This window comes from Bradyrhizobium sp. 33ap4 (genome assembly GCF_032654765.1).
GTDB lineage: Bacteria > Pseudomonadota > Alphaproteobacteria > Rhizobiales > Xanthobacteraceae > Bradyrhizobium > Bradyrhizobium australafricanum.
Window position 1 is genome coordinate 70,159 of the sequence record NZ_JAUMTJ010000031.1, and the last position, 21,189, is coordinate 91,347.

Genomic DNA, 21,189 nt, shown 5'->3' on the forward strand with positions numbered 1-21,189 from the left:
AATCATCGAAGCGTTACGATTCCTGCCGGACGCATCGGCCCTGATTGGATCAGGACCGATGTTCCGGATTTTTGTTTGACGCGTTTTCTTCACGCGAACCGGTGCCCACTTCGCTTGAAAACGCTCTGTTCGGAAGGGCTCATGACGCTGCACGCATCCGCACTGCCCGTCGAGGCGCCACAGGCGTTCCTCGGCGTGACGCGGTCGCTGACCGGAAAACTCTGGCGCGACCGGCTGGATGCGCGCGGGGCGGCGCGGGCGCTCGCGATCGTGCAGCGCTATCAATTGCCGGAAATGCTGGCGCGCGTGCTGGCGGGGCGCGACGTCGGGATCGACGAGGTTCCCGACTTCCTCGACCCGACCATCCGCAAGCTGATGCCGGATCCTCACACGGTCACCGAGATGGAGCACGCGGCCAAGCGCATCGCGGATGCCGCGGTGCGCGGCGAGAAGGTTGCGATCTTCGGCGACTATGATGTCGACGGTGCGACCTCGGCCGCGCTGCTGACCTGGCATCTGCGCCACTGCGGGCTGGACCCGCTGATCCACATTCCCGACCGCATTTTCGAAGGCTACGGGCCGAACGTCGACGCCGTGCGTGCGCTGGCGGCGAAGGGCGCGACGCTGCTGGTCACGGTCGATTGCGGCACCACCAGCATCGAGCCGCTGGCGGAAGCCAGGAAGCTCGGCATGTCGGTCGTCGTGATCGATCATCACCAGACCGGCGATGTGTTGCCCGAGGTCGATGCACTGGTGAATCCGAACCGGCCCGACGATCTCTCCGGGCTCGGCCATCTCGCAGCGGTCGGCCTCGTGCTGGTGACCTTGGTCGCGGTGAATCGCGAACTGCGCCAGCGCGGCTTCTGGACCGGCGAGATGCCGGAGCCGGACCTGCTCAGCGTGCTGCATCACGTCGCGCTCGGCACCGTGGCCGACGTCGCGCCGCTGATCGGGCTCAACCGGGCCTTCGTCGCCAAGGGCCTGATCGCGATGCGTCGCCGCGACCATGTCGGCCACACCGCGCTGATGGATGTCGCGCGCCTGAACGGCCCGCCGGAGGCCTGGCATCTCGGCTTCATGCTGGGACCGCGCATCAATGCCGGCGGCCGGATCGGGCGCGCCGATCTCGGCGTGCGGCTATTGCTCGAAGGCGATATCTCGGAAGCTGCGCGGATCGCGGCCGAGCTCGATCGCCTCAATGCCGAACGGCGCGTGATCGAGCAGGCGGCCGAGGCGCAGGCCGAGGCCGAGGCGCTGGCTTCGCTCGGGCTCGAGGACAAGGGCGCTGTCATCGTCACCGCGGCGGAAGGCTGGCATCCCGGCGTGGTCGGGCTTGTGGCGGCGCGGCTGAAGGAGAAGTTCGCGCGTCCTGCGTTCGCGATCGCGCTGGAGCCCGGCGGCATCGGCACCGGATCGGGCCGCTCGATCGGCGGCGTCGATCTCGGCAAGGCGGTGCGGCAGGCGGTGCACGACGGCCTTTTGATGAAGGGCGGCGGGCACGCGATGGCGGCCGGCGTCACGCTGCGCAAGGAGAAGCTCGCCGAATTCCGCGCTTACATGGAGAGCGCGCTGGCGGCCGACGTCGCCAATTCGCGGCACGAGAACGAGCTGTTCATCGATGGCGCCGTGAGCGCGCGCGCGGTGACGCCGGAGTTCGCCGCGACGCTCAATCGCGCGGGTCCATTCGGCAGCGCCAATCCGGAGCCGGTGATCGCGCTGCCGTCGCATCAGCTGGTCTATGCCGACGAGCTCGGGCAGGCGCATCTGCGGCTGCGTTTCAAGTCCGGCGACGGCTCCATCGTCAACGGTATCGCGTTCCGTTCCGTCGGACAGAAGCTCGGCAGCGCCTTGACGCAAAATCGCGGCCAGCAATTGCACGTGGCGGGCTCTCTTGCGGTCGACCGTTGGCAAGGCACCGAACGTGTGCAATTCCGTGTCCTCGACGTCGCGGTGCCGGATCAGGGCCCGACGGTGATCCGATAAGAAACGTTGGGAGAGGACATGTCAGGACAGGTTGAAGGCAAGGTTGCGCTGGTGACCGGCGGCGCATCGGGCATTGGCGAGGCCATCGTTGAATTGCTCGCGCAGGAAGGCGCGACCGTTATTGCGACCGATATCGATGAGTTGAGGGGACCCGAGCTCGCCGCGCGGCTCACCAAGGCCGGGCGGAACGTGACCTTCTTGCCGCAGGACGTCACCAGCGAGGAGCGCTGGATCGAAATCATCAGTGAGATCGGCAAGCGCCATGGCCGCCTCGATATCATGGTCTCGAATGCCGGCATCGGCATCGGAGCGCCCTCGATTGTCGAGATGTCGCTCGCGGACTGGCGCCGCCAGACCGCCATCAATATCGACGGCGTATTCCTGTCGGTGAAGCACTCGCTGCCGCTGATGCGCAAGCATGGCGGCGGCTCCATCATCATGATGTCGTCGCTGGCCGGCCTGCGCGGCGCGGCGACGCTCTCCGGCTACAGCGCGACGAAGGGCGCGGTGCGGCTGTTCGCCAAGTCGATCGCGATGGAATGCGCGCAGATCGGCGACGGCATCCGCGTCAACTCGGTGCATCCCGGCATCATCGACACGCCGATCTGGGGCAAGATCCCGACCGGCGCGACCGGCGCCGGCCAGAACGCGCCGATCGATCCGGAGGAGCGCGCGAGGTTCGCCACACCGCTGGGCCGCGCCGGCCAGGCCATCGAGATCGCCCAGGGCGTGCTCTATCTCGCTTCCGACGCGTCGCGTTACGTCACAGGCAGCGAGCTCGTGATCGACGGCGGCATGAATGCCGGCGGCGTCGTGCGGCAGTCTGCGAGCCGGTAGGAGCGAACTGTCGTAGCCCGCATGAGCGGAGCGATATGCGGGAAATGCGTCCCCGGGTATCGCTTTCGCTCACCCGGGCTACGCGGATCGCATGATGGCTAGCCGCCTTGGCGCAACCGCGCCAGCACCTTGAGCCCGCCGTAACCATCGGCGGGCAACAGGCCCGTCTTGATTTGAAAATCCTTGATCGCCTTCATGGTGTCGTTGCCGACGCGGCCGTCGGTGCCGCCGGTGTCGAAGCCGGCCTTGGTCAGCCGCGTCTGCATCTCCTGCACCTCGGCGAGCGTCAGCGCGCGCTCCGAGCCCGGGAAGGGTTGGATGAAGGGCGGCCCGCCGAGGCAGCGATCGCCGAGATGGCAGATCGCCAGCGCGTAGTTCATCGACGGGTTGTAGCTCTTCACCGAATTGAAGTTCGGACCGAGCAAGAAGGCCGGGCCGCCCGAGACGGGGATCCACAGTTGCGCTGATGCGTTCGGCTGCGGAAACGGCTGGCCGTCGGCTCTGACGACGCCGGCGCTGGCCCAGGCCGCATAGGTGCGGCTGCCGCTGCCGCCGCCGCCGGGCGCGCGGACCTCGTAGCCCCAATGCTCGCCGCGGTGCCACTTGCCGCGGTTGACGAGATATTTCGCGGTCGAGCCCAGCGCGTCGTCGGGCCGGCCGAACGGCGAGACCTTGCCGTCGCCGTCATAGTCGAAGCCGACATTGAGCCAGACTTCCGGCATCCACTGCGAATGACCCATCGCGCCGGCCCAGGAGCCGTTCATCTCCTGGGGCGTGCTCCAGCCGCGCTGCACGATCTTCATCGCGTTGATCAACTCGGTCTCCCAATAGGCCTTGCGACGCGGCTCGTTCCAGGCGAGCGCCGCCAGCGAGGGAAACACCGGCGTCATGTGGTTCTGCTGCACCAGCGGATCGCCATAGGCCGACTCGACGCCCCACAGCGCGAGCAGCGTGCCGCGCTCGACGCCGAAATCGCGTTCGATCCGGCCGAACAGCGCCTCGTTCTTCTTCAGCGCCTCCTTGCCGTGAATGACCCGCCAGTCGGAGACGCGGCGGTTGATGTACTGCCAGATCTGCTCGTGGAATTCAGGCTGGTTGCGCATCTGCCTGAACACGCTCATGTCGGGCTCGATCCGGCCCATGCAGCGATTCCAGGTCTCCTCCGAAATGCCCTTGGCGAGCGCGCGAGCGCGAAAATTGTCGCGCCACTGGTCGAAGCCCGGAGGGGCGGCGGCGAGCGCGCCGAGCGGATTGACGAGCACCACGCCGGCCGCGAGCCCGGCCTTCAGGACGGCGCGGCGGGCAGGGGATTTCGGAGAATCAGGCTGTTTCATCGGGCCAGTGTAGCGGCGCCGATCGGGTGAGCCAAAAGCCACGCCGCCGCAGGAGCTATGTATCTTGCAAATCTGTGGCGATTTTTGACAGCCATTGCCGGACAATTTGCTCCGACCTCGCGTCGAGGCTAGCGGCGAGCCGCCGCTCCTGGGCCTGGGCGATCTGCCGGCATTTCTCCAGCAGCGCGGTTCCGTGGCCGGTCAGGGTCCATTGCAACACGCGGCCGTGGACGGGGTGCGGCGTCTTGCCGATCGCGCCGTCGCGCTCGAGGTTGTGGATGATCACGCTGACGGTCTGCGGCGTCAGCAGCGCGACGCGAGCCAGATCGGCGCCTGAGAGCCCCGGATAGGCCTTCAGCATCGTCAGCACGACGAATTGCGGCGAGGTGACGCCGAGCCGTCCCAGTTGGCGCTCCATCGACAGCCGCGAGGCCGCGTGGGCCTGACGCAGCAGATAGGCGAGATAGCCCTGCTCGCCGCGCTTGCCTTCGCCCGGCGCCGGAACGGAAGGGGCGAACACGACGTCGCCAGCGCTCGATCCCGCATTCGCTGCGGCCCTTCGGCCGGCGGCTTTTCCGACTGGACGCCGTTCGGCGGTGCCGAATTTGCCTCGTTTCTGCATTGCCGCCATGTCGCCTGCTGTCGCCTTGGCCGATGCCCGCATCTTGCCGATGATATCAGAGCTCTGATAACATCTCAGTACACTGATAACATGAGGCCGGACCAATGTCACATGCCCGCAAGGAATACACCGACTTCGAGAAGCTCGCGCCCGACGTCTTCGCCGCGGTGCGCGCACTCGGCCAGTTCGCGGCGAAGGCCGGCCTCGACAAGCAGCTGCTCGAACTCGTCAAGCTGCGCGCCTCGCAGATCAACGGCTGTGCGTTCTGCGTGCAGTATCACATCCTGCAGGGCGAGAGCCTCGGCGTGCCCGCCGACAAGCTGAACCTCGTCGTGGTGTGGCGCGAGGCGCCGCAGTTCACGCCGCGCGAGCGCGCCGCGCTGGCCTGGACCGAAGCGTTGACGACCCTGCCGAACGGCGTCAGCGACGAGGTCTATGCGCAGGCCACCACCGAATTTTCCGAGCAGGAGCTGACTTATCTGACCTCGGCGATCGCATCGATCAATGTCTGGAACCGGTTCGGCGCGGCCTATCGCTGGACGCCGCCGCCGCGCCGGCAGCGCGCGGACGCGGCGGCTTCGTAACGTCGAGACGGATCAAACGGCAACCGACAGGGAGAAAAACAATGACCTCGATGGCGATGACACCATCCCTTCCATTCGCGCGGCCGCCGCGGCCGGTCATGCTGGCCGTGATCGCGGGACTGGTCTCCGCCTTCGTGATCGGGAAGGCACTGCCGACCCCGATGGACGCGATCTCCTCCGTCATCGCTCCGCTGTGCGCCAGCGCCAATGCGGCGTCGCCGCTCGACAAGGTCGAGGTCATCAGCTCGCATGCGCTGCCCAACGTGGCGGGCAAGCGTGTCACGGTGGTGCGCGTGTTCTATGGTCCCGGTGGCTTCACGCCGCCGCACCGCCATTCCGGTTCGGTGACGGCCTACATCACCAAGGGAGAAATCCGCTCCCAGCTCGGTGGCGGGCCGGTCGAGACCTTCAAGGTCGGCCAGTCCTTCTTCGAGCCGCCGGGCTCGACCCACATGGTCTCGGCCAATGCGAGCACCACGGAGCCGGCGGAGCTGATCGCGGTGTTCGTGGCGGATGAGGGCGCGCAGCTGACCACGATGCTCGAATAGCGATCGGTTGGGCGCTAGTTCTGCAAGACGTGCGCACTGGACCAGTTTGGTGCCCAGTTCGCGTGAAACTGGACCTTGCGCGCAACGGGGCGTGTCGATTGATTGCACGACACGTTGCGGCGACGGTTGCCGACGAGGGACAAATCGATGATCAGCCTGAAGGGGCTCTCTGCCTTCCCGATAACGCCTTCGAACCGGGATGGGCGGGTTGACGTGGGTGCGCTCCGCGCCTTGCTCGACCCCTTGATTGCGGCGAAGGTGGATTCGGTCGGGCTGCTCGGAAGCACCGGCTCATATCCGTATTTCAGCCGCGATGAGCGGCGGCGCGCCGTGCAGGCGGCGACCGCCTTGGCGGACGGCAACACACCAATACTGGTTGGCATCGGCGCACTGCGCACCGACGATGCGGTGCGGCTGGCTCAAGATGCGCGTGATGCCGGCGCGACGGCGGGCCTGTTGGCAGCGGTTTCCTATACGCCGCTGACCGATGACGAGGTCTTTGAGCACTTCCAAACCGTGGCCCGCGAGAGCGGGTTGCCGATCTGCATCTATGACAATCCCGGAACGACTCATTTTCAATTCACGCCGGCTCTCATCGGCCGTCTGAGCCGGATCGAGGGAATCGTCGCGGTGAAAAGTCCGGCGCTGGATGCTTCGACCGTGGCGGGCCATCTCGGGGAATTGCGGGCTGTGGTTCCGGACAGCGTTGCGTTGGGATACAGCGCCGACTGGAATTGCACCGAGGCGCTGCTGGCGGGCGGAGACACCTGGTACAGCGTTCTCGCAGGAATCTTCCCGAAGGTCTGCGTGGACATCGTGCGCGCCGCGACGAGCGGCGATGCGGCCCGGGCGCGACAGCTCAACGCGCGTCTGCAGCCGATTTGGGATCTGTTCAGGACATATTCCAGTCTGCGTGTCGTCTACGCACTTGCCGATCTCAGAGGGGTCTGCACGGCCGAGCCTCCACGTCCGATATTGCCGCTGCCCGCGGACGCTCAGAGGCGGGTCAAGGAGACGTTGGCGGCGATGGAGATCGACTGATCGCAACCACGGCGGAGGGCGCTAGATGCCGGCGCGCGCTAGCGGGTCGCGGCCGAACCGGTTGTCACCCTTCGATCCCGGCAGCACGCTCAGCGTTGCAACGAGCGCCAGATAGGGGATCCAGTATTTGACGTGCAGCGCGGCGGCGAGGTGGGGAACGGCGAGGATCGTCAGCGCCCACCAGCCCGAGACGTTGAGGTCGTGCAGCCGCTTCACCAGGATCGCGGCGAACGGCCACAGTGACAGCATGAGCAGCAAGCGCAGGACGGATAGGTCGTCGGCGGGCGGGCTGCTGTCATAATACCGCGGACCGGGGTCGAGCCTTACGCCGATGCGAATGATGAACATGTCGACCAGCACGAGGCCGAAAAATCCCAGGCCGAATTCCTGCCGGCTGATGCGGCCTTTCACCGAAAGAAAGAACCAGCTGAAGGTCGAGAGCATGCTTGGTTGTGGTCCAGCCTGAATGGGCATCTGATAGAGACTTGCATCCGACGGTCAAAGCGGGACAGGTTCCCGCGGATTGCTGCTTCCATCATGATCATTCAAGCTGGCAATTGTCGCCGCGACATGGCGCGCATCGATGCGATTCCGGATGGAACCTGCGGTGGGCGTTTGCACAATTTCGGAATAATGGAATAATGCCGCTGATTTGCCCGACGTTCAAGTTGTCGTGTCGAACGACAGCAGCCGCCGGCTACTTTGCATGGGGTTGTTTTCGATATTTTGGCAGTGCGCTCCGAACCGGTGTCCCCTTCGCTCGACAACGCTCTAATTGCCGCCGCCTTCCTGGGTGTCGATGCGATGCACGACGTCGTCGGGCAGGGCATGGGCCACGGCGGCTGCAAGCCCGGGCTCCGGTCCGATCTCGCGGCCGCGGCCGCGGATCAGCCGCTCATAGGCCGACACCAGCGTGGTGTAGGGATTGACCCACAGCCAGCCGTCGCGCGTGAACAGCTGGACGTCGAAATGCAGATGCCGCGATGTGCCGTTGGGGTGGTCGAGATAGTTCGAGACCACGCCGATCTTTTCGCCCTCGCTGACGCGGCGCCCGTTGAGCAGGCCGTCGGCATCCATCACTGACGGGTTCATGTGCATGTAGCGGAAGCGGACATGCTCGGTGCGGGTGTTGACCTGCAACGTCGCGGCCTGCTGCTGCGCCGAGCGGATCACGATACTGTCGCGCACTGCAACGACCGCCTGCTGCTTGGGGTCGCAGCCATCCTTGCCGTCGGCCGGACATGCGCCGGGGCGGATGTCCTGGCCCTGATGGCCGTAGCCGCTGGCGCATTGGCCGACCTCGAAGCTGCGCGCCTCGCAGAAATTGTCTTGCCAGGGATACGTGTCGATGACCGCGCCGGGCTTGCGCTTGGCGAAGGATTGCGAGTGGGCGAAGGCCGGCGCCTTCTCGAGCGGAAAGCGGATCTGCGAATAGACGGTGAAGTCGGCGTGGCCGCCTTGTTGCCTGCGGCCGCCGCTGCCCGCGACGATGTCGCCGCTCGGGTGGTAGGTGAAGTCGGCGGATTGCACGGCCGGCCGCTCGGCGATATCGGAGGCGACGTCGCTGCGCGGCCGTGACGGCTGGCCGCCGGCGATGCGCAGGGCCTTCAGAAAGCGCTCGGCGACCGGATAGGCCTCGCGGCAGGCCAGCCGCTTCGGCCGCGGCGCGCTGTCGAGGCACTGGATCGAGACGACATAGGGAATTCCGAAGCGGGTGAAGGCGTAGCGGACATAGCCCTCGCGAATGAAGCGGCGCAGGTCCGGAAACTGCGCGGCCAGCGTCTTGACCGGCTCGCCCTTGCCGCCGAGCCGGTCGGCGAGGTCGTAGACGAGGATCGAGCCGGAAATCTGCACCTCGACCGGCTTTGCAAATGTCCGCGGCGGCAGGCCGTCGCCGGCGCCGGGGTCGAGCGAGAACACGGCATCGTAGCCCGATGCACCGGCATGGAAGAAATCGACCGCGTGGAAGTCGGCCTGGTAGCGCGCGATCGACAGGCTGTCCGGCGCACCGTTTTGCCGCGCTTCGAGATAGCTTGCGGGGTCGAGCGGCAGCAGCACCGGGATCGGGCTCTGCGCAATGCCGGGAAACAGCGGCGCTGTCACCGCGTTCAACTGCACCAGCGCAGGCGTCGCCCGCGGATCGGTGGCGGGCACGCGGCGCTGGCCTGCGAAAGTGAAGCCGGCGGCGATGGCCGGGCGGCTGCCGATCTCCTGCCGCAGCTGGTCGAGCACGGCGCGCCATTCGACCCGCATGGCCGAGATCGATGGCGTTCGGAATTCGTCGGCATGGGCGCCGGGAAGAGGCGAGAGCAGGGCTGCCAGCCAGCAACTGACGAAGCTGACCACCTTCCTGTTCACTGCACACCCCGGGCTCATGTCTGATCGCCCGTAAGACTAAAGCAAGTTCCGGAAAAGTGTGTAGCGGTTTTCGCTAAAGTTGATGCTTAACCAACAAGTTGAGGCGCGGTGACGATTCATTTCAAATCCCACCGCGCCTCAAGCGCTCAGTCCTTGGCGCGTTCGACGTAGGAACCGTCTTCGGTCATGACCACGATGCGCGTGCCCGTGGTGATGTGCGGCGGCACGCCGGTGCGCAGGCCGTTGGACAGCATGGCCGGCTTGTAGGACGAGGAGGCGGTCTGGCCCTTGGTCACGGGCTCGGTCTCGACCACTTCCAGCGTCACGCGCTGCGGCAGCTGGATCGCGACCGGGTTGCCCTCGTGCATCGAGAGCTTCACGGTCATGTTCTCCTGCAGATACGGCGCGGACGAGCCGACGATCTCCTTGGAGACCTGGACCTGGTCGTAGTTGTCGTTGTTCATGAAGTGGAAGCCGTCGCCATCTTCATAGAGGTAGTTGTAGTTGTGGTCCTCGACGGTGGCCTTCTCGACCTGGTCGGTGGTCTTGTAGCGCTCCGAGACCTTCACGCCGTCGCCGATGCGGCGCATTTCGATCTGGCTGACCGGGGTGCCCTTGCCGGGATGGATGTTCTCGGCGGACAGGACCACATAGAGCTTGCCGTCCTGCTCGATGACGTTGCCCTTGCGGATGGAACTGGCGATGACTTTCAAAGGTGTTTTCCTGAATTTGAGAGCCTAAGGGCGCCAACCGGATCGGCAGCCCCTCGGCCATGGCGGCGATTTCGGGCTGCAACATACTGATTTGTCCCTGAGATGCCAGTCTTTTGCGGCCGAATTCGCAAGGTTGCCAACCGTCCCGGCCGTCCCGATCGGCCCTATTTTTCGGCCATGGGCTCATCCGTTTCAGCGAAACTGCGGATGGGACGCGCGAGCCGTGGTTCAGGTTCAGCCACGCGCGCGCATGGACAAGGTGCGCGTCTTTCGACAAGAAGGGATCAGCCTCGCTGCGTTCCGCGGAGGCTCGGGCTGTGTAGGCTTATGAATTTGTGTGGAATCAATCGGTTGCGCGGGACTCTTGAGTGCGGATGGCGGCTCGTTGATGTTGAATCCGTGAGGATGCTCTGGCGATGACAGCTCATGACCGGCCGTCGCCCTGGTGGATGCCGCAGCGCTATGCCGACCGCAGGCCGTTCCTGCAGGCGCGGACGGCGATCACGCGAGCGCTGCGCGCCTGGTTCGAGGAGCAGGGATTTGCCGAGGTCGAGACCGCGATCCTGCAGATCTCGCCGGGCAACGAGACCCATCTGCACGCTCCTCGCACCGAGCTCAGGCAGGCCGATGGCTCACATGCGCCCCGCTATCTGCGCACCTCGCCGGAGTTCGCCTGCAAGAAGCTGCTCGCGGCCGGCGAGCCGAAGATCTACGAGTTCGCGCGGGTGTTCCGCGACCGCGAGCGCGGCGACCTGCATCTGCCCGAATTCACGATGCTGGAATGGTACCGCGCCAATGCCGGCTATGACGCCATCATGGCCGACACGATCGTGGTGATCGCCCATGCGGCTCAGGCGACCGGGATCGGCCGGTTTTCATTCCGCGGCAGGACGGCCGATCCGTTTGCGGAGCCGGAGTTGTTAACGGTCGCGGCAGGTTTCGAGCGCTTCGCCGGCATCGATCTGTTGGCGACGATCTCAGGCGGCGAAGGCGACCGCGAAGCGCTGGCGTCGGCTGCAGCAGCGCGGGTGCGGGTTGCAGATGACGACACCTGGTCCGATATCTTCAGCAAGGTGCTGGTCGAGCATATCGAGCCTCATCTGGGACAGGGCCGTCTGACGGTGCTGTTCGAATATCCGTCGCCAGAGGCCGCGCTGGCGCGCACCAAGGCCGGCGATCAGCGCGTCGCCGAGCGTTTCGAGGTCTATGCCTGCGGCGTCGAGCTCGCCAACGGCTTCGGCGAGCTGACCGACGCGGCCGAGCAGCGCCATCGTTTCACCGCAGCGATGGACGAGAAGGCCCGCCGTTATGGCGAGCGCTATCCGCTCGACGACGATTTCCTTGCCGCGGTCGGCCAGATGCCGGAAGCCAGCGGCGTCGCGCTCGGCTTCGACCGGCTGGTGATGCTCGCGAGCGGCGCGCCACGAATTGATCAGGTGGTCTGGACGCCGCCTGCGGGAGAGACATGAACAGGATCGATCCAAAACTGGCGGCGACGCTGCGACAGCCGCGCGAGCTGGTCGATGCCGGGCTCGCGCCGGTCGCAGCACTGGCCGGGCTCGAGCGGGTCGCTGCGCGCTACGCGGTCGCGGTGACGCCGGAGCTCGCCGCGCTGATTGATTCGGCCGATCCCGCCGACCCGATCGCGCGGCAGTTCATCCCGAGCGCCGACGAACTCGTCGAGCAGCCGGGCGAGAACGCCGATCCGATCGGCGACGATGCGCATTCGCCGGTCGCCGGAATCGTGCATCGCTATCCCGATCGGGTGTTGTTCAAGCTCGTCCATGTCTGCGCGGTGTATTGCCGGTTCTGTTTCCGGCGCGAAATGGTCGGGCCGGGAAAGGCCTCGGCCTTGTCCGATGACGCCTACCGTGCGGCGCTGGATTACATCCGCAGCCATCCGGAGATCTGGGAAGTCATCCTGACCGGCGGCGATCCCTTGATGCTGTCGCCGCGCAGGCTGACCGAGACCATGGCCGATCTCGCCGACATCGATCATGTGAAGATCGTTCGCCTCCACACCCGTGTTCCGATCGCCGATCCGGGCCGTATCAATCCCGAGATGATCGCGGCACTGCGGGTCGAAGGCGCGACGACCTGGATTGCGATCCATGCCAACCATCCGCGTGAGCTGAGCAACAATGCCCGCGCAGCGTGCGCGCGCCTTGCAGACGCCGGCATTCCCTTGGTAAGCCAGTCCGTCCTGCTGCGCGGCGTCAATGATGATGCTGCGACGCTCGAGGCGCTGATGCGCGGCTTCGTCGAGTGCCGGATCAAGCCCTATTATCTGCATCACGGCGACCTTGCGCCCGGCACAGCGCATTTGCGCACCACGATCGAAGCCGGGCAGGAACTGATGCGGGCGTTGCGCGGGCGTGTGTCCGGACTTTGTCAGCCGGATTATGTGCTCGACATCCCCGGCGGCCACGGCAAAGCGCCGATCGGCCCGAGCTATTTGTCGCAGCCGGCTTCCCGCGAACGTGAAGATCCGATGGAACGGCGCTACCGTATCGTCGATTATTGTGGTGACGTTCATCTTTACCCGCCGCAATCCTGAGGCGGCGATGAGCGGGGCCGGGGACGGACGGCAGGAGCCGCCCGAGGATGGGGGCAACCGCAGCATCGAAAATGCTGTGATGTTCGGCTTCTTTGTGGTGCTGGTCGCCGCGGGAATCTGGCTCCTTGGCACGATGGCCGATATACGGAAGGTACAGGATTGCGCAGCGCAGGGGCGACGCAACTGTGCTACCGTCGAGGTGCCGGAACGGGCGCGATAGGGTTGAGAAGCGGAGACGCGAGATGCGGAAGACAGTTTTGTTGATGGCTCTGATGATGGTTGCGGCCGGAGCGCCCCAGCTTGGCATCTCCCAAGCCTGGGCGCAGCAACAGGGCGGATCGTCCTCCATGCAGAAGGGCGGCACGGTCCCGGAGGCGCCGATCGGACATCGTCAGCCGCGCCGCGGCGACGTTGGCAGCGAGAAGAATATCAGCGATCCGAACAGTCAGGCCAACAAGGAAGACGCGGCGCTCGACAGGAAGATCAAGAGCATCTGCCGCGGTTGCTAACCCACGCAGCTGACCGGCGAGGCGCGATATTCGCCCCGCCGGCAACGCTCAATCCGTTCGGCCGCGTCAGGCCGAACGCTCCTGCAGGCCGTCACGCCGCACGCTGCGCCTTGCGTCGACGGCATCGGCCAGCTGCTTCAACACGTCAGCCGTCGTCCCGAGGTCGATGCAGCCATCCGTGATGCTCTGGCCGTAGGTCAGCGCCTTGCCTGGCACGACGTCCTGGCGTCCCGCGACAAGATTGCTCTCGATCATCACGCCGATGATGCGCTGTTCGCCGCCTGCGACCTGGCGCGCGATGTCGGAGGCAACCGCCGGCTGGTTCTCCGGCTTCTTGCTGCTGTTGGCGTGGCTGGTGTCGATCATCAGCCGCGCCGCGACACCGGCGCGGCCGAGCTCGGCGGCGGCAGCATCGACGCTCGCGGCATCATAGTTCGGCGCCCGGCCGCCACGCAGGATGACGTGGCAGTCTTCGTTGCCGCTGGTCGCGGCGATCGCTGAACGGCCGCCCTTGGTGACCGCCATGAAGTGATGCGGGTGCGAGGCCGACTTCACCGCGTCCGCCGCGATCCGCACGCCGCCGTCGGTGCTGTTCTTGAAGCCGACGGGGCAGGACAGGCCGGAAGCCAGCTCGCGATGGATCTGGCTCTCGGTGGTGCGCGCGCCGATCGCGGCCCAGGAAACCAGATCGGCGATGTATTGCGGCGTCGTCATGTCGAGGAATTCGGTGCCGGCCGGCAGGCCGAGATTGTTCACCGCCGACAGCACGTTGCGGGCGAGCCGCAGGCCCTTGTTGATGTCGAAGCTGCCGTCGAGATCGGGATCGTTGATCAGCCCCTTCCAGCCGACGGTGGTGCGCGGCTTCTCGAAATAGACCCGCATCACGATCTCGAGGCGGTCGGCGAGCTGTTCGCGCAGGCTGGCGAGGCGCTCGGCGTAATCGACGGCCGCCGCGGGATCGTGGATGGAGCAGGGGCCGACGACGACCAGCAGGCGGTCATCGGTGCCGTTCAGGATCGCGTGGACGGCGTTGCGGGCGCCCATCACCACTCGGGTCGCCGTCAGGGTGCGCGGGACCTCCCGCATCACCTCCTCGGGCGTACTGAGCTCTTTCAATTCCTTGATGCGAAGATCGTCTGTCGTACTCAACACGGCTGGCTCCTTTGGATTTCGGGACCTGCCGGCACACAAAAAAGCCGCCAGGTCTGGCGGCTTGTTTTGGACGTTTGCTGCAATTCTTCAGATTGAGCGCGATCCTCCTGCCGCCAGCGAGCTGTCGTAGCTAAAGTACCAAAAATAGCTGGTGGCGACGGTGATCATGGGGCGGCTCTATAGCGCAGGGATTTGGGGCTGTCACCCCCCAAATGCAAGCCCCCCGCGGTTCGGCGTCAGGTGTTGCGCGCCGCCAACGCCATGCCGATCAGGGTCGCCCCGCCGAACATCAGATTGAGGCCGACGAGGAGGCCGATCGCCCATCCCGCGGATTCCGGCAAGCCCGCGATGATGAAGAAGGCGATCACGATGTCCATCAGGCCGGCGATCAGCAGCCAGGACCAGCGTCCCGACAATTCGCGGCGGTGCTCCAGCGCGTACATGACGGTGGCGACGCCCTCGGCGACGAAATAGGCGCCGACCACGATGGTCAGCGTCAGCACACCCTGCATCGGACGGGCGAGCAGCACCATGCCTGCCAGCACGGCGAGCGCGGCCGAAATCAGCGACCACCAGAAGCCCGGCATGTTGCGCGCCCAGAACGTCACGATCAGCCCGCCGATCCCTGAGATCAGGAACATCCAGCCGAGGAAGATGGTGACGGCGAGGCTCGCGAAGGTCGGCACGATCATCGCGGCGATGCCGAGGATCACCAGCAGGATGCCTTCGAACAGGAACGCCTTCCAGTGCGCCTTCACCGCGGCCTGCATTTTCGATCGCAGCTTGTCGAGGTCGTTGGACAGGGTCATCGCGGCTCTCCGGATCTGCGCGTGTGCAGTCTATCCTAACCGGTTATAAATGGTCAGCCCGTCAGTTGCGGCGGCAATAGCTGTGCGCTCATCTTTCTGCATGGCGGTTTTCGACAGCCAGAATCCTTGGCACAAGCCTGGCCGCCAGATATCGCGAGGCGCGCGGCGACAGATGCAGGAAGTCGGCCGATACCAGGTCGTTTGCGCTGGTCCCGACCCTCGTCAGACATCCGTCCGCGTTGCAGAGCTCGTCATAGGGCGACAGATATTCGATCCCGAGATCGGCGGCGATCTGCCCAATCCTGTCGTCAGTCTGCTTGGTCGATCGCACATCGTGGCTGCGTTCCGGGATCAATGTATGATGGCGCAGGAAATATTGCACCGTCAGATGGGGCACCGTGTCGGTCCAGACCGGGACAGGGCCGACCAGGATGACACGGGCGGCGCCGGCCTGTCTGAGGGCGACAATCGTCGGGCGGAGATCGTCGGCGGTGGGTTCTTTGCTCCACGCCAGGTGCAGAAGCACGACATCGGGGTGCGAGCGGGCAACCGCAGCAACGATGTGGCGATTGGTTTGAACACAAAACGGAATGGTCTCGGCCTGCGCGGTGAAGAGTGGCGGGCAGGAATTGACGGTGAACTGGGCTAACCCGAATTGATCGCCCTGGACTTGCCGCAGCCCGGCGGCAAGCATGCCGGCGGTCGAATCGCCCCATACGAAAACAAGCGGGCGCTTGCTGGCGTCAACGCAACTCGGATCAAACGCGGGATCGGCGGAAGCGGAGATATGGCATTCGCCGTATCTCAGGAAGTCCCTGGATACGGTCATGGCGCCGGCTTCGCGAACGATCGCCGGAAGCCGAAAGGCAAAGCCGTCGACGATCGCCAACGCTCCCACCGATGCAACGGCTACCATCGATGCCGCAAGGACCGGCGCCAACCGCCACTGCCCGAACCTGATTGGGCGCTCGACGTAGCGATAGGTTGCCCAGGCCAGAATGAAGCTGGCCCCAACGGCCAGCCCGTTCTCGGCCAAAGTCAGGGGACGACCTTTGAAGCTCGCCGCAAAAACCAGGATCGGCCAATGCCAGAGGTAGAGCGGATAGCTGATCAGCCCGATCGCGACCGCGGTACGGGTCGAGAGAAATCGATTGCGACCTGACATGATGAGGGCGGCAGCTGCGGCGACCGGCGCCACCGCTGCGATCCCGGGGTAGGTCATGGAGGGCGAATAGAACGCGGTTACCGCCGCGATCACTGCGAGCGCGGACCATCCGAGAAGGTCGCGCCCCGCGGAGAATCCGCTGGGCAGGCAGACGGCCACCAATGCTCCGGCCGCGAGTTCCCACGCCCGCGTGAACGGCTGGTAGAATGCGGCTTCAGGGTTGGTTCGAACGACCAGGATATTTGCGACAAGCGATGCGATGAAGATCAGGGCAAGGGGAGCGGCGGCGGCGATCCGCCATCGCATCAGCGCCCACAGCAGCAAGGGCCAGACAAGGTAGAACTGTTCCTCGATGCCGAGCGACCAGAGATGGAGCAGCGGCTTCGTTTGCGCGGCCGCATCGAAATAGCCACCCTCCGAATAGAACAGCAGGTTTGCCGAGAAACCCGCGCCCGCCGCAATCTCCTTTCCAAGGGCCACCAACTCGCTCGGCATCAGAAGTTGCCATCCGGCGATGAAGGCGGCGATCAAGACGACGATCAGGGCAGGAAAAATCCTGCGAATGCGACGCGCATAGAACGTCGCAAGGCTGAAGCTCCCGTTCTGAATGTCGCCATAGATGATCCCGGTGATCAGGTACCCGGAAATGACGAAGAAGATGTCGACCCCGACGAAACCCCCGGGAACATATTGCGGGAACGCGTGGCCGAGCACGACCAACGAGACGGCAACGGCCCGCAGGCCGTCGATATCCGGCCGATAATTCTTGTAGTTGTGCCCCATCGTCCTCTCGCGCCTGGTCTGTGTCTCTCCCTGAACCCGCCGAGGTTGTTTTGCAAGGGGAGCGGTGCCGGCCGGGGCGCTAGCTTTGACCGGGAGCGGACGGAAAGCCCTCCGAGGCGGTCCGCATCCGGTTGCGGCCGAGGAAGTAGACGGCGGTGGTCGCGATGAGCAGCGCCAGTCCGATCAGGATCGAGGTGAAGCCGATCGGGACCAGGATGAACGACGCATTGCGCTCGGGATTGACGTACCAATGATGCAGCGAGGTGAGCAGGAAGGAGACGCCGGCAAAGCCGGCGCCGCCGCCGATCAGCAGCAGCGCCCACATCCGCCGCAGCTGGCTGAGCCGCTCGCGCGCAACGTCGGTGCGCGGCGCATGATGCTTGCCGAGGCGTCGCACCAGGCGGATTGCAAAGCCGATCGAGGAGAAGCCGATCAGCACGCTGGCCGAGCCGAGCAGCAGCCGCGTGGTCGAGCCGAGATCGGGGATGCGCTGGAGCGCGAGCAGCGGAAAATCGAACGCCGCGTGCAGCGCGACCGGCGCGACCAGCACCAGCGCCCAATTCGTCATGCGCGCCCAGTCGCGGTGACCCCGGTAAGCGCCGAGCGCGCCACCGGAGCGCGCGATCGCAAGATAGGCGCCGGCGATGATGCCGAGCGCGCCGTGGAACGGCACCGTGAGCACGCTGCGCAATGCCGCGAGCGCGCGCCACATGTCCTTGTGCTGGACCAGATAGGCGAGGTTCTCATAGGCGGCAAATCCAAGTCCGGCGGCCGCGCCATAGACCACCGTATCCATCGGATCGGCGAAGGCGCGGCGCCGCGTCGAGATGACGACGATGACGAGCACCTTGACGATCTCCTCCGGTGCCGCGACTCCGAAAGCTGCACGCACCGCCTGCGTCGCCCAGGGATTGTCGGGAATGGCAAGCAGCGCATTGAACGGAATTCGCGCCAAGCCGAGCAGGGAGATGCTGGCCGCGCCGAGCACGAAGGCGAGCCACACCTGAACCGGCGGTCCGGGGCGCTCGTCAGCGGCGATGACCAGCCACAACACCAGCAATGCGGGGGCAATGGCGGCGGCGCCGATGACGGTTGGAAGCGACTCAAGCAACAACATGAGCCGGACGGGCCCCTTTAATGGCACCAAAGCGATGCGTGCCGAAGAAATGGCAGCAAGTTCAGCGGATTGCAAATCGGTCTGATGCCGTTCTCGTGACCAATATGCCACGGTGCCTTACGAAAGCGGGTTGGAAAGTGCCGTTGCGGACCTTGATCAGCTAAGGGCCTAGGGCGGCTCCCGGACAGGTTCCTGCCAAGCGCCAGGTCCATGGCGTTCCAGGCGCAGGAGCTTTGGTAGCCCGACGATTCCGGGATCGCGGCCTGTGGGTCCGATCAGCTTTCGGCACCGCGTCCCCGTCGTTGGGCTATAATGCCGTGGGCAAGGCGACTGATCCGGTAAAAGCCAGAGATGCTTTCGATTGATTTTGCTGCGATCGTTCTTGCCGTGATCGCGCTGTTTGCGGCGTTTGTAAATGGCGCGCTTGGTTACGGGTTTTCCTCGCTCACGGTGCCGGTCGCACTCGTCTTCTACACCAACCGCGTCCTCAATCCCGCGGTGGTCATCGTCGAAGTCTTCGTCAATCTGTATGTCCTGTGCATCAATCTGAGCGGCGTTCCGGCCGTGTGGCGGCGCGTGCTGCCTATTCTCATCGGCATGCTGCCCGGCATCGCGGTCGGAGCCTTTGCGCTGACGTCGTTTCAGCCCGGCTGGACCAAGTTCGCCACCTACTCGATCATTCTGCCGCTCATTCTGCTGCAGGCGGCCGGTTGGCGGAGGCCGATCCAGTCGAAATGGCTGGTCGGTTTGCCTTTCGGAACGATGCTCGGGATCTTGTACTCGGTCACGACCATTTCGGGCCCGCCGCTGGCGATCCTCTTCAACAATCAGGGCCTCGTCAAAGATGAGTTTCGGGCCGGTCTCGCACTGGTTCGGGTGACGGAGTCCAGCCTGACTGCAATCGCGTATTACAAGCTCGGTCTGTTCATCGACGAGAGCCGGAGCATCCTGTTTGTGCTGGTTCCCTGCGTTGTCCTCGGCATACCGCTCGGTGCCTGGCTGATCCGGCGGCTGGACGCCGAGACGTTTCGCCGGATCTGCATGAGCTTTGATGCGTGGGTCGTGGGATTCGGCCTGTCGCGCGTATTGATCGAAGTGAAGCTGATGGAAAGCCCGTGGGCCTACGGCGTCATGGCCGGCACGATCCTGATCGACATCTGCTTGCTGTACGTTTTCTTCACCGCGAGGAGAAGCACCGTGCAGGACTCGCACGCGTTGGCTTCGCTGAAGTCGGGCAACCGGGGCGGTCCGACCTGAAGGTGCTCTAACCTGCGAGCAGGCGCCGGCAGGTTTCGACAAAGACCTCGGCACCCGTGACGATATCGGCGTCGTCGGTGTTCTCGCTCCAGTGATGGCTGATGCCGCCGATCGACGGCACGAACAGCATCGCCGCCGGCATGATGGTGGCGAGGACCTGGGCGTCATGGCCGGCGCCGCTCGGCATGCGGATCGATTTGCCGCCGGCGCAGGCTGCGCTCGCGGCTTCGATCGCATCCTGGAATGCAGGCGTCATCATCGCGGGCACCCCGGTGCGGATGCGCTCAACCTTCACACCGCAACGGCCCTGAGCGGTGGCCTCGGCCGCCAGGCGATGCAGCTGTTGTTCGAGGCGGCCGATCACTTCGGGATTGTCGTCGCGAATCTGGAATAGCATCTCGGCGCCGCCTGGAATGATGCTCGGTGCGCCTGGGTCCAGCGTGATCCGGCCGGTGGTCCACACCGTGCGCGGTCCCGACAGGGCAGGGAAGCTGTCGTCGATCGCGACGCAGAACCGCGCCAGCCCGAGGCCGGCGTCCCTGCGCACCGCCATCCGCGTGGTGCCGGCGTGGTTCTGCTCGCCGGCGAACGTGATGCGGTACTGCCAGATGCCGACGATCGAGGTGACGACGCCGATCTTGAGTCCGCTACTCTCCAGCGTGTCGCCTTGCTCGATATGCGCTTCGAGATAGCCGATATGGCGGCCGGCCTCGGCATTAAGGCGCGGGCGGCCGGCGAAGCCTGCGTCGCGCAATGCATCGCGCATGGTGCGATCGCTGGAGCGGTCGCGGGCTGCGTCGATGTCGGCTTCGGTCACCGCGCCGACAAACGACCGGCTGCCGAGGAAACTGCCGAAATGTCCTTCCTCGTCGCACCACGCGGCGACCTCGACCGCGCCGTTCGCGTCCGGGTCGGTATTGATGACGCGCGCCGCCTCGAGCGCGTAGATCACGCCGAGCGGCCCATCGAGCCAGCCCGCATGGTTCTGGCTCTCCAGGTGCGAGCCGGCGAGCAGTTTTGGTCCCGCCTTCGCGCTGGAGCCGAGCACATTGCCGATGCCGTCGATCGTTGCGGTGAGATTGGCGTCGGGCAAACGCGTCGCGAGCCAGTCGAGCGAGCGCAGATGCGGTTCCGAGAATGTCGGCTTGTGCACGCCGGTCTTGTAGGTGCCGATCGCGCGCAACGCGTTGAGATCGGCGAGCACGCGCTTGCCGTCGAAGCGACCGTTGATGCCTGGCATGATTGGACTCCGGATTGCCGTCTTGATTTTACGTCTTGATTTGCGCCTTGGCGCCTCAATCCCGTCTTGATGCCGACGCGGTTGGATGCGACGGAACAATCAGGGCAAACGATTTCTTAGCGGTTCTGCTCTTAGGTCGCAGTACGAATAGCGTGAGAGTGTGATCATGTCTGCATTCCGGAACTGGGCTCGCAAGGCCGCTGTGCTGTTTCTTCCGATCGCGCTCGGCGCCTGCGCGCAGGTCTCGCAGCAATACAGCATGACCACGCCGCCGCCGGGGACAGGTCCGCTGGCCTGGGACGGTGCCGGACAGGATCCCAATCTCCCGCAGCCGCGGCGCCATGCGCGGAATGCGTCGCCTGCGGTGGCGGAGACATCGCCCGCGCAACTGTCGGAAGCGGATGCCGACGACCGGCTGGCGCGCAAGCTCGTGATCTGCAGCACCTGCATCAAGCGGACGCCTGTGGCGGCGCAGCCGAATAATCGTCAGGACGTCGCCAGCAATCACTAGCGGCTGGCGCTAAGCGCTGTTGCTGGACATCCAACCGGCTCGCAGGCCTTAGTTAGGCCACGATGTCGG

21 protein-coding genes are annotated in these 21,189 nt (G+C 65.2%); 11 read left to right on the plus strand and 10 right to left on the minus strand.

The window, feature by feature from the left end; translation table 11 throughout:
* The first annotated feature begins 141 nt into the window (after positions 1-141).
* Positions 142-1,983 (plus strand): single-stranded-DNA-specific exonuclease RecJ, encoded by a 1,842-nt coding sequence (gene recJ / locus Q2M23_RS23705; RefSeq protein ID WP_316397215.1) that lies wholly within the window; start codon positions 142-144, stop codon positions 1,981-1,983.
* An 18-nt stretch (positions 1,984-2,001) separates the two neighbouring features.
* Positions 2,002-2,820: a glucose 1-dehydrogenase gene (locus Q2M23_RS23710; protein ID WP_316397216.1), complete on the plus strand. Its 819-nt coding sequence runs from the start codon at positions 2,002-2,004 to the stop codon at positions 2,818-2,820.
* A 98-nt stretch (positions 2,821-2,918) separates the two neighbouring features.
* Here the strand turns inward: Q2M23_RS23710 and Q2M23_RS23715 are convergent, their stop codons facing one another.
* Complete coding sequence (locus tag Q2M23_RS23715; protein ID WP_316397217.1) at positions 2,919-4,154, minus strand: lytic murein transglycosylase; 1,236 nt, start codon at positions 4,152-4,154, stop codon at positions 2,919-2,921.
* A 55-nt stretch (positions 4,155-4,209) separates the two neighbouring features.
* Positions 4,210-4,785, minus strand: a complete 576-nt coding sequence (locus Q2M23_RS23720) for a MarR family winged helix-turn-helix transcriptional regulator (RefSeq protein WP_316397218.1) — start codon at positions 4,783-4,785, stop codon at positions 4,210-4,212.
* 95 nt (positions 4,786-4,880) lie between these two features.
* Here Q2M23_RS23720 and Q2M23_RS23725 point away from each other — a divergent pair, with 95 nt between their 5' ends.
* From Q2M23_RS23725 to Q2M23_RS23735, 3 genes are all read left to right on the plus strand, one after another.
* Complete coding sequence (locus tag Q2M23_RS23725; protein ID WP_057018579.1) at positions 4,881-5,360, plus strand: carboxymuconolactone decarboxylase family protein; 480 nt, start codon at positions 4,881-4,883, stop codon at positions 5,358-5,360.
* A gap of 41 nt (positions 5,361-5,401) precedes the next feature.
* Positions 5,402-5,908, plus strand: a complete 507-nt coding sequence (locus tag Q2M23_RS23730; protein WP_057018578.1) for a cupin domain-containing protein — start codon at positions 5,402-5,404, stop codon at positions 5,906-5,908.
* A 147-nt stretch (positions 5,909-6,055) separates the two neighbouring features.
* Positions 6,056-6,949, plus strand: coding sequence for a dihydrodipicolinate synthase family protein (locus tag Q2M23_RS23735; RefSeq protein WP_316397219.1), 894 nt, complete (start codon positions 6,056-6,058; stop codon positions 6,947-6,949).
* Positions 6,950-6,970: 21 nt separating this feature from the next.
* Here Q2M23_RS23735 and Q2M23_RS23740 read toward each other — a convergent pair whose 3' ends face one another.
* From Q2M23_RS23740 to efp, 3 genes are all read right to left on the minus strand, one after another.
* Positions 6,971-7,393, minus strand: coding sequence for a DUF805 domain-containing protein (locus Q2M23_RS23740; protein ID WP_316397220.1), 423 nt, complete (start codon positions 7,391-7,393; stop codon positions 6,971-6,973).
* Between the two features lie 327 nt (positions 7,394-7,720).
* Complete coding sequence (locus tag Q2M23_RS23745) at positions 7,721-9,325, minus strand: M23 family peptidase (RefSeq protein ID WP_316397221.1); 1,605 nt, start codon at positions 9,323-9,325, stop codon at positions 7,721-7,723.
* Between the two features lie 128 nt (positions 9,326-9,453).
* Positions 9,454-10,020 carry an elongation factor P gene (gene efp, locus Q2M23_RS23750; protein ID WP_016844580.1) on the minus strand — a complete coding sequence of 189 codons (567 nt, stop codon included), beginning with the start codon at positions 10,018-10,020 and terminating at the stop codon, positions 9,454-9,456.
* Positions 10,021-10,436: 416 nt separating this feature from the next.
* Between efp and epmA the strand changes: the two genes are divergently transcribed.
* The 4 genes from epmA to Q2M23_RS23770 are packed head-to-tail and all read left to right on the plus strand — an operon-like array spanning position 10,437 to position 13,086.
* Positions 10,437-11,489, plus strand: coding sequence for an EF-P lysine aminoacylase EpmA (epmA, locus tag Q2M23_RS23755; RefSeq protein ID WP_057018575.1), 1,053 nt, complete (start codon positions 10,437-10,439; stop codon positions 11,487-11,489).
* Entirely contained in the window at positions 11,486-12,577 is a 1,092-nt protein-coding gene (locus tag Q2M23_RS23760) for a lysine-2,3-aminomutase-like protein (RefSeq protein ID WP_316397222.1), read from the plus strand. The genes epmA and Q2M23_RS23760 overlap by 4 nt, the downstream gene beginning before the upstream one ends.
* Positions 12,546-12,797, plus strand: a complete 252-nt coding sequence (locus tag Q2M23_RS23765; protein WP_316397223.1) for a hypothetical protein — start codon at positions 12,546-12,548, stop codon at positions 12,795-12,797. The genes Q2M23_RS23760 and Q2M23_RS23765 overlap by 32 nt, the downstream gene beginning before the upstream one ends.
* Positions 12,798-12,819: 22 nt before the next feature.
* Positions 12,820-13,086 (plus strand): hypothetical protein, encoded by a 267-nt coding sequence (locus Q2M23_RS23770; protein WP_050384296.1) that lies wholly within the window; start codon positions 12,820-12,822, stop codon positions 13,084-13,086.
* Between the two features lie 66 nt (positions 13,087-13,152).
* Here Q2M23_RS23770 and Q2M23_RS23775 read toward each other — a convergent pair whose 3' ends face one another.
* The 4 genes from Q2M23_RS23775 to Q2M23_RS23790 form a co-directional block, all read right to left on the minus strand.
* A complete protein-coding gene (locus tag Q2M23_RS23775) occupies positions 13,153-14,238 on the minus strand; it encodes a 3-deoxy-7-phosphoheptulonate synthase (protein ID WP_057018573.1) in 1,086 nt (361 codons plus the stop codon).
* A gap of 236 nt (positions 14,239-14,474) precedes the next feature.
* Positions 14,475-15,047 carry an HdeD family acid-resistance protein gene (locus Q2M23_RS23780; RefSeq protein WP_057018572.1) on the minus strand — a complete coding sequence of 191 codons (573 nt, stop codon included), beginning with the start codon at positions 15,045-15,047 and terminating at the stop codon, positions 14,475-14,477.
* Between the two features lie 88 nt (positions 15,048-15,135).
* Positions 15,136-16,995, minus strand: coding sequence for an acyltransferase family protein (locus Q2M23_RS23785; protein ID WP_316397224.1), 1,860 nt, complete (start codon positions 16,993-16,995; stop codon positions 15,136-15,138).
* A gap of 79 nt (positions 16,996-17,074) precedes the next feature.
* Positions 17,075-18,112 carry a PrsW family glutamic-type intramembrane protease gene (locus Q2M23_RS23790; RefSeq protein ID WP_028342108.1) on the minus strand — a complete coding sequence of 346 codons (1,038 nt, stop codon included), beginning with the start codon at positions 18,110-18,112 and terminating at the stop codon, positions 17,075-17,077.
* Positions 18,113-18,499: 387 nt separating this feature from the next.
* On the opposite strand from Q2M23_RS23790, the gene Q2M23_RS23795 reads away from it, so the two are divergent.
* Positions 18,500-19,369: a sulfite exporter TauE/SafE family protein gene (locus Q2M23_RS23795; protein ID WP_316397225.1), complete on the plus strand. Its 870-nt coding sequence runs from the start codon at positions 18,500-18,502 to the stop codon at positions 19,367-19,369.
* Positions 19,370-19,376: 7 nt separating this feature from the next.
* Here the strand turns inward: Q2M23_RS23795 and Q2M23_RS23800 are convergent, their stop codons facing one another.
* Complete coding sequence (locus Q2M23_RS23800; RefSeq protein WP_316397226.1) at positions 19,377-20,609, minus strand: Zn-dependent hydrolase; 1,233 nt, start codon at positions 20,607-20,609, stop codon at positions 19,377-19,379.
* A gap of 166 nt (positions 20,610-20,775) precedes the next feature.
* On the opposite strand from Q2M23_RS23800, the gene Q2M23_RS23805 reads away from it, so the two are divergent.
* Positions 20,776-21,120 carry a hypothetical protein gene (locus Q2M23_RS23805; RefSeq protein WP_076828667.1) on the plus strand — a complete coding sequence of 115 codons (345 nt, stop codon included), beginning with the start codon at positions 20,776-20,778 and terminating at the stop codon, positions 21,118-21,120.
* The last annotated feature ends 69 nt before the right edge of the window (positions 21,121-21,189 follow it).

Bases quoted from the DNA above. Each gene is read 5' to 3' on its own strand.
- recJ (WP_316397215.1), top strand. From the start codon at position 142: ATGACGCTGCACGCATCCGCACTGCCCGTCGAGGCGCCACAGGCGTTC.
- Q2M23_RS23710 (WP_316397216.1), top strand. From the start codon at position 2,002: ATGTCAGGACAGGTTGAAGGCAAGGTTGCGCTGGTGACCGGCGGCGCA.
- Q2M23_RS23715 (WP_316397217.1), bottom strand. From the start codon at position 4,154: ATGAAACAGCCTGATTCTCCGAAATCCCCTGCCCGCCGCGCCGTCCTG.
- Q2M23_RS23720 (WP_316397218.1), bottom strand. From the start codon at position 4,785: ATGGCGGCAATGCAGAAACGAGGCAAATTCGGCACCGCCGAACGGCGT.
- Q2M23_RS23725 (WP_057018579.1), top strand. From the start codon at position 4,881: ATGTCACATGCCCGCAAGGAATACACCGACTTCGAGAAGCTCGCGCCC.
- Q2M23_RS23730 (WP_057018578.1), top strand. From the start codon at position 5,402: ATGACCTCGATGGCGATGACACCATCCCTTCCATTCGCGCGGCCGCCG.
- Q2M23_RS23735 (WP_316397219.1), top strand. From the start codon at position 6,056: ATGATCAGCCTGAAGGGGCTCTCTGCCTTCCCGATAACGCCTTCGAAC.
- Q2M23_RS23740 (WP_316397220.1), bottom strand. From the start codon at position 7,393: ATGCTCTCGACCTTCAGCTGGTTCTTTCTTTCGGTGAAAGGCCGCATC.
- Q2M23_RS23745 (WP_316397221.1), bottom strand. From the start codon at position 9,325: ATGAGCCCGGGGTGTGCAGTGAACAGGAAGGTGGTCAGCTTCGTCAGT.
- epmA (WP_057018575.1), top strand. From the start codon at position 10,437: ATGACAGCTCATGACCGGCCGTCGCCCTGGTGGATGCCGCAGCGCTAT.
- Q2M23_RS23760 (WP_316397222.1), top strand. From the start codon at position 11,486: ATGAACAGGATCGATCCAAAACTGGCGGCGACGCTGCGACAGCCGCGC.
- Q2M23_RS23770 (WP_050384296.1), top strand. From the start codon at position 12,820: ATGCGGAAGACAGTTTTGTTGATGGCTCTGATGATGGTTGCGGCCGGA.
- Q2M23_RS23780 (WP_057018572.1), bottom strand. From the start codon at position 15,047: ATGACCCTGTCCAACGACCTCGACAAGCTGCGATCGAAAATGCAGGCC.
- Q2M23_RS23785 (WP_316397224.1), bottom strand. From the start codon at position 16,995: ATGGGGCACAACTACAAGAATTATCGGCCGGATATCGACGGCCTGCGG.
- Q2M23_RS23790 (WP_028342108.1), bottom strand. From the start codon at position 18,112: ATGTTGTTGCTTGAGTCGCTTCCAACCGTCATCGGCGCCGCCGCCATT.
- Q2M23_RS23800 (WP_316397226.1), bottom strand. From the start codon at position 20,609: ATGCCAGGCATCAACGGTCGCTTCGACGGCAAGCGCGTGCTCGCCGAT.
- Q2M23_RS23805 (WP_076828667.1), top strand. From the start codon at position 20,776: ATGTCTGCATTCCGGAACTGGGCTCGCAAGGCCGCTGTGCTGTTTCTT.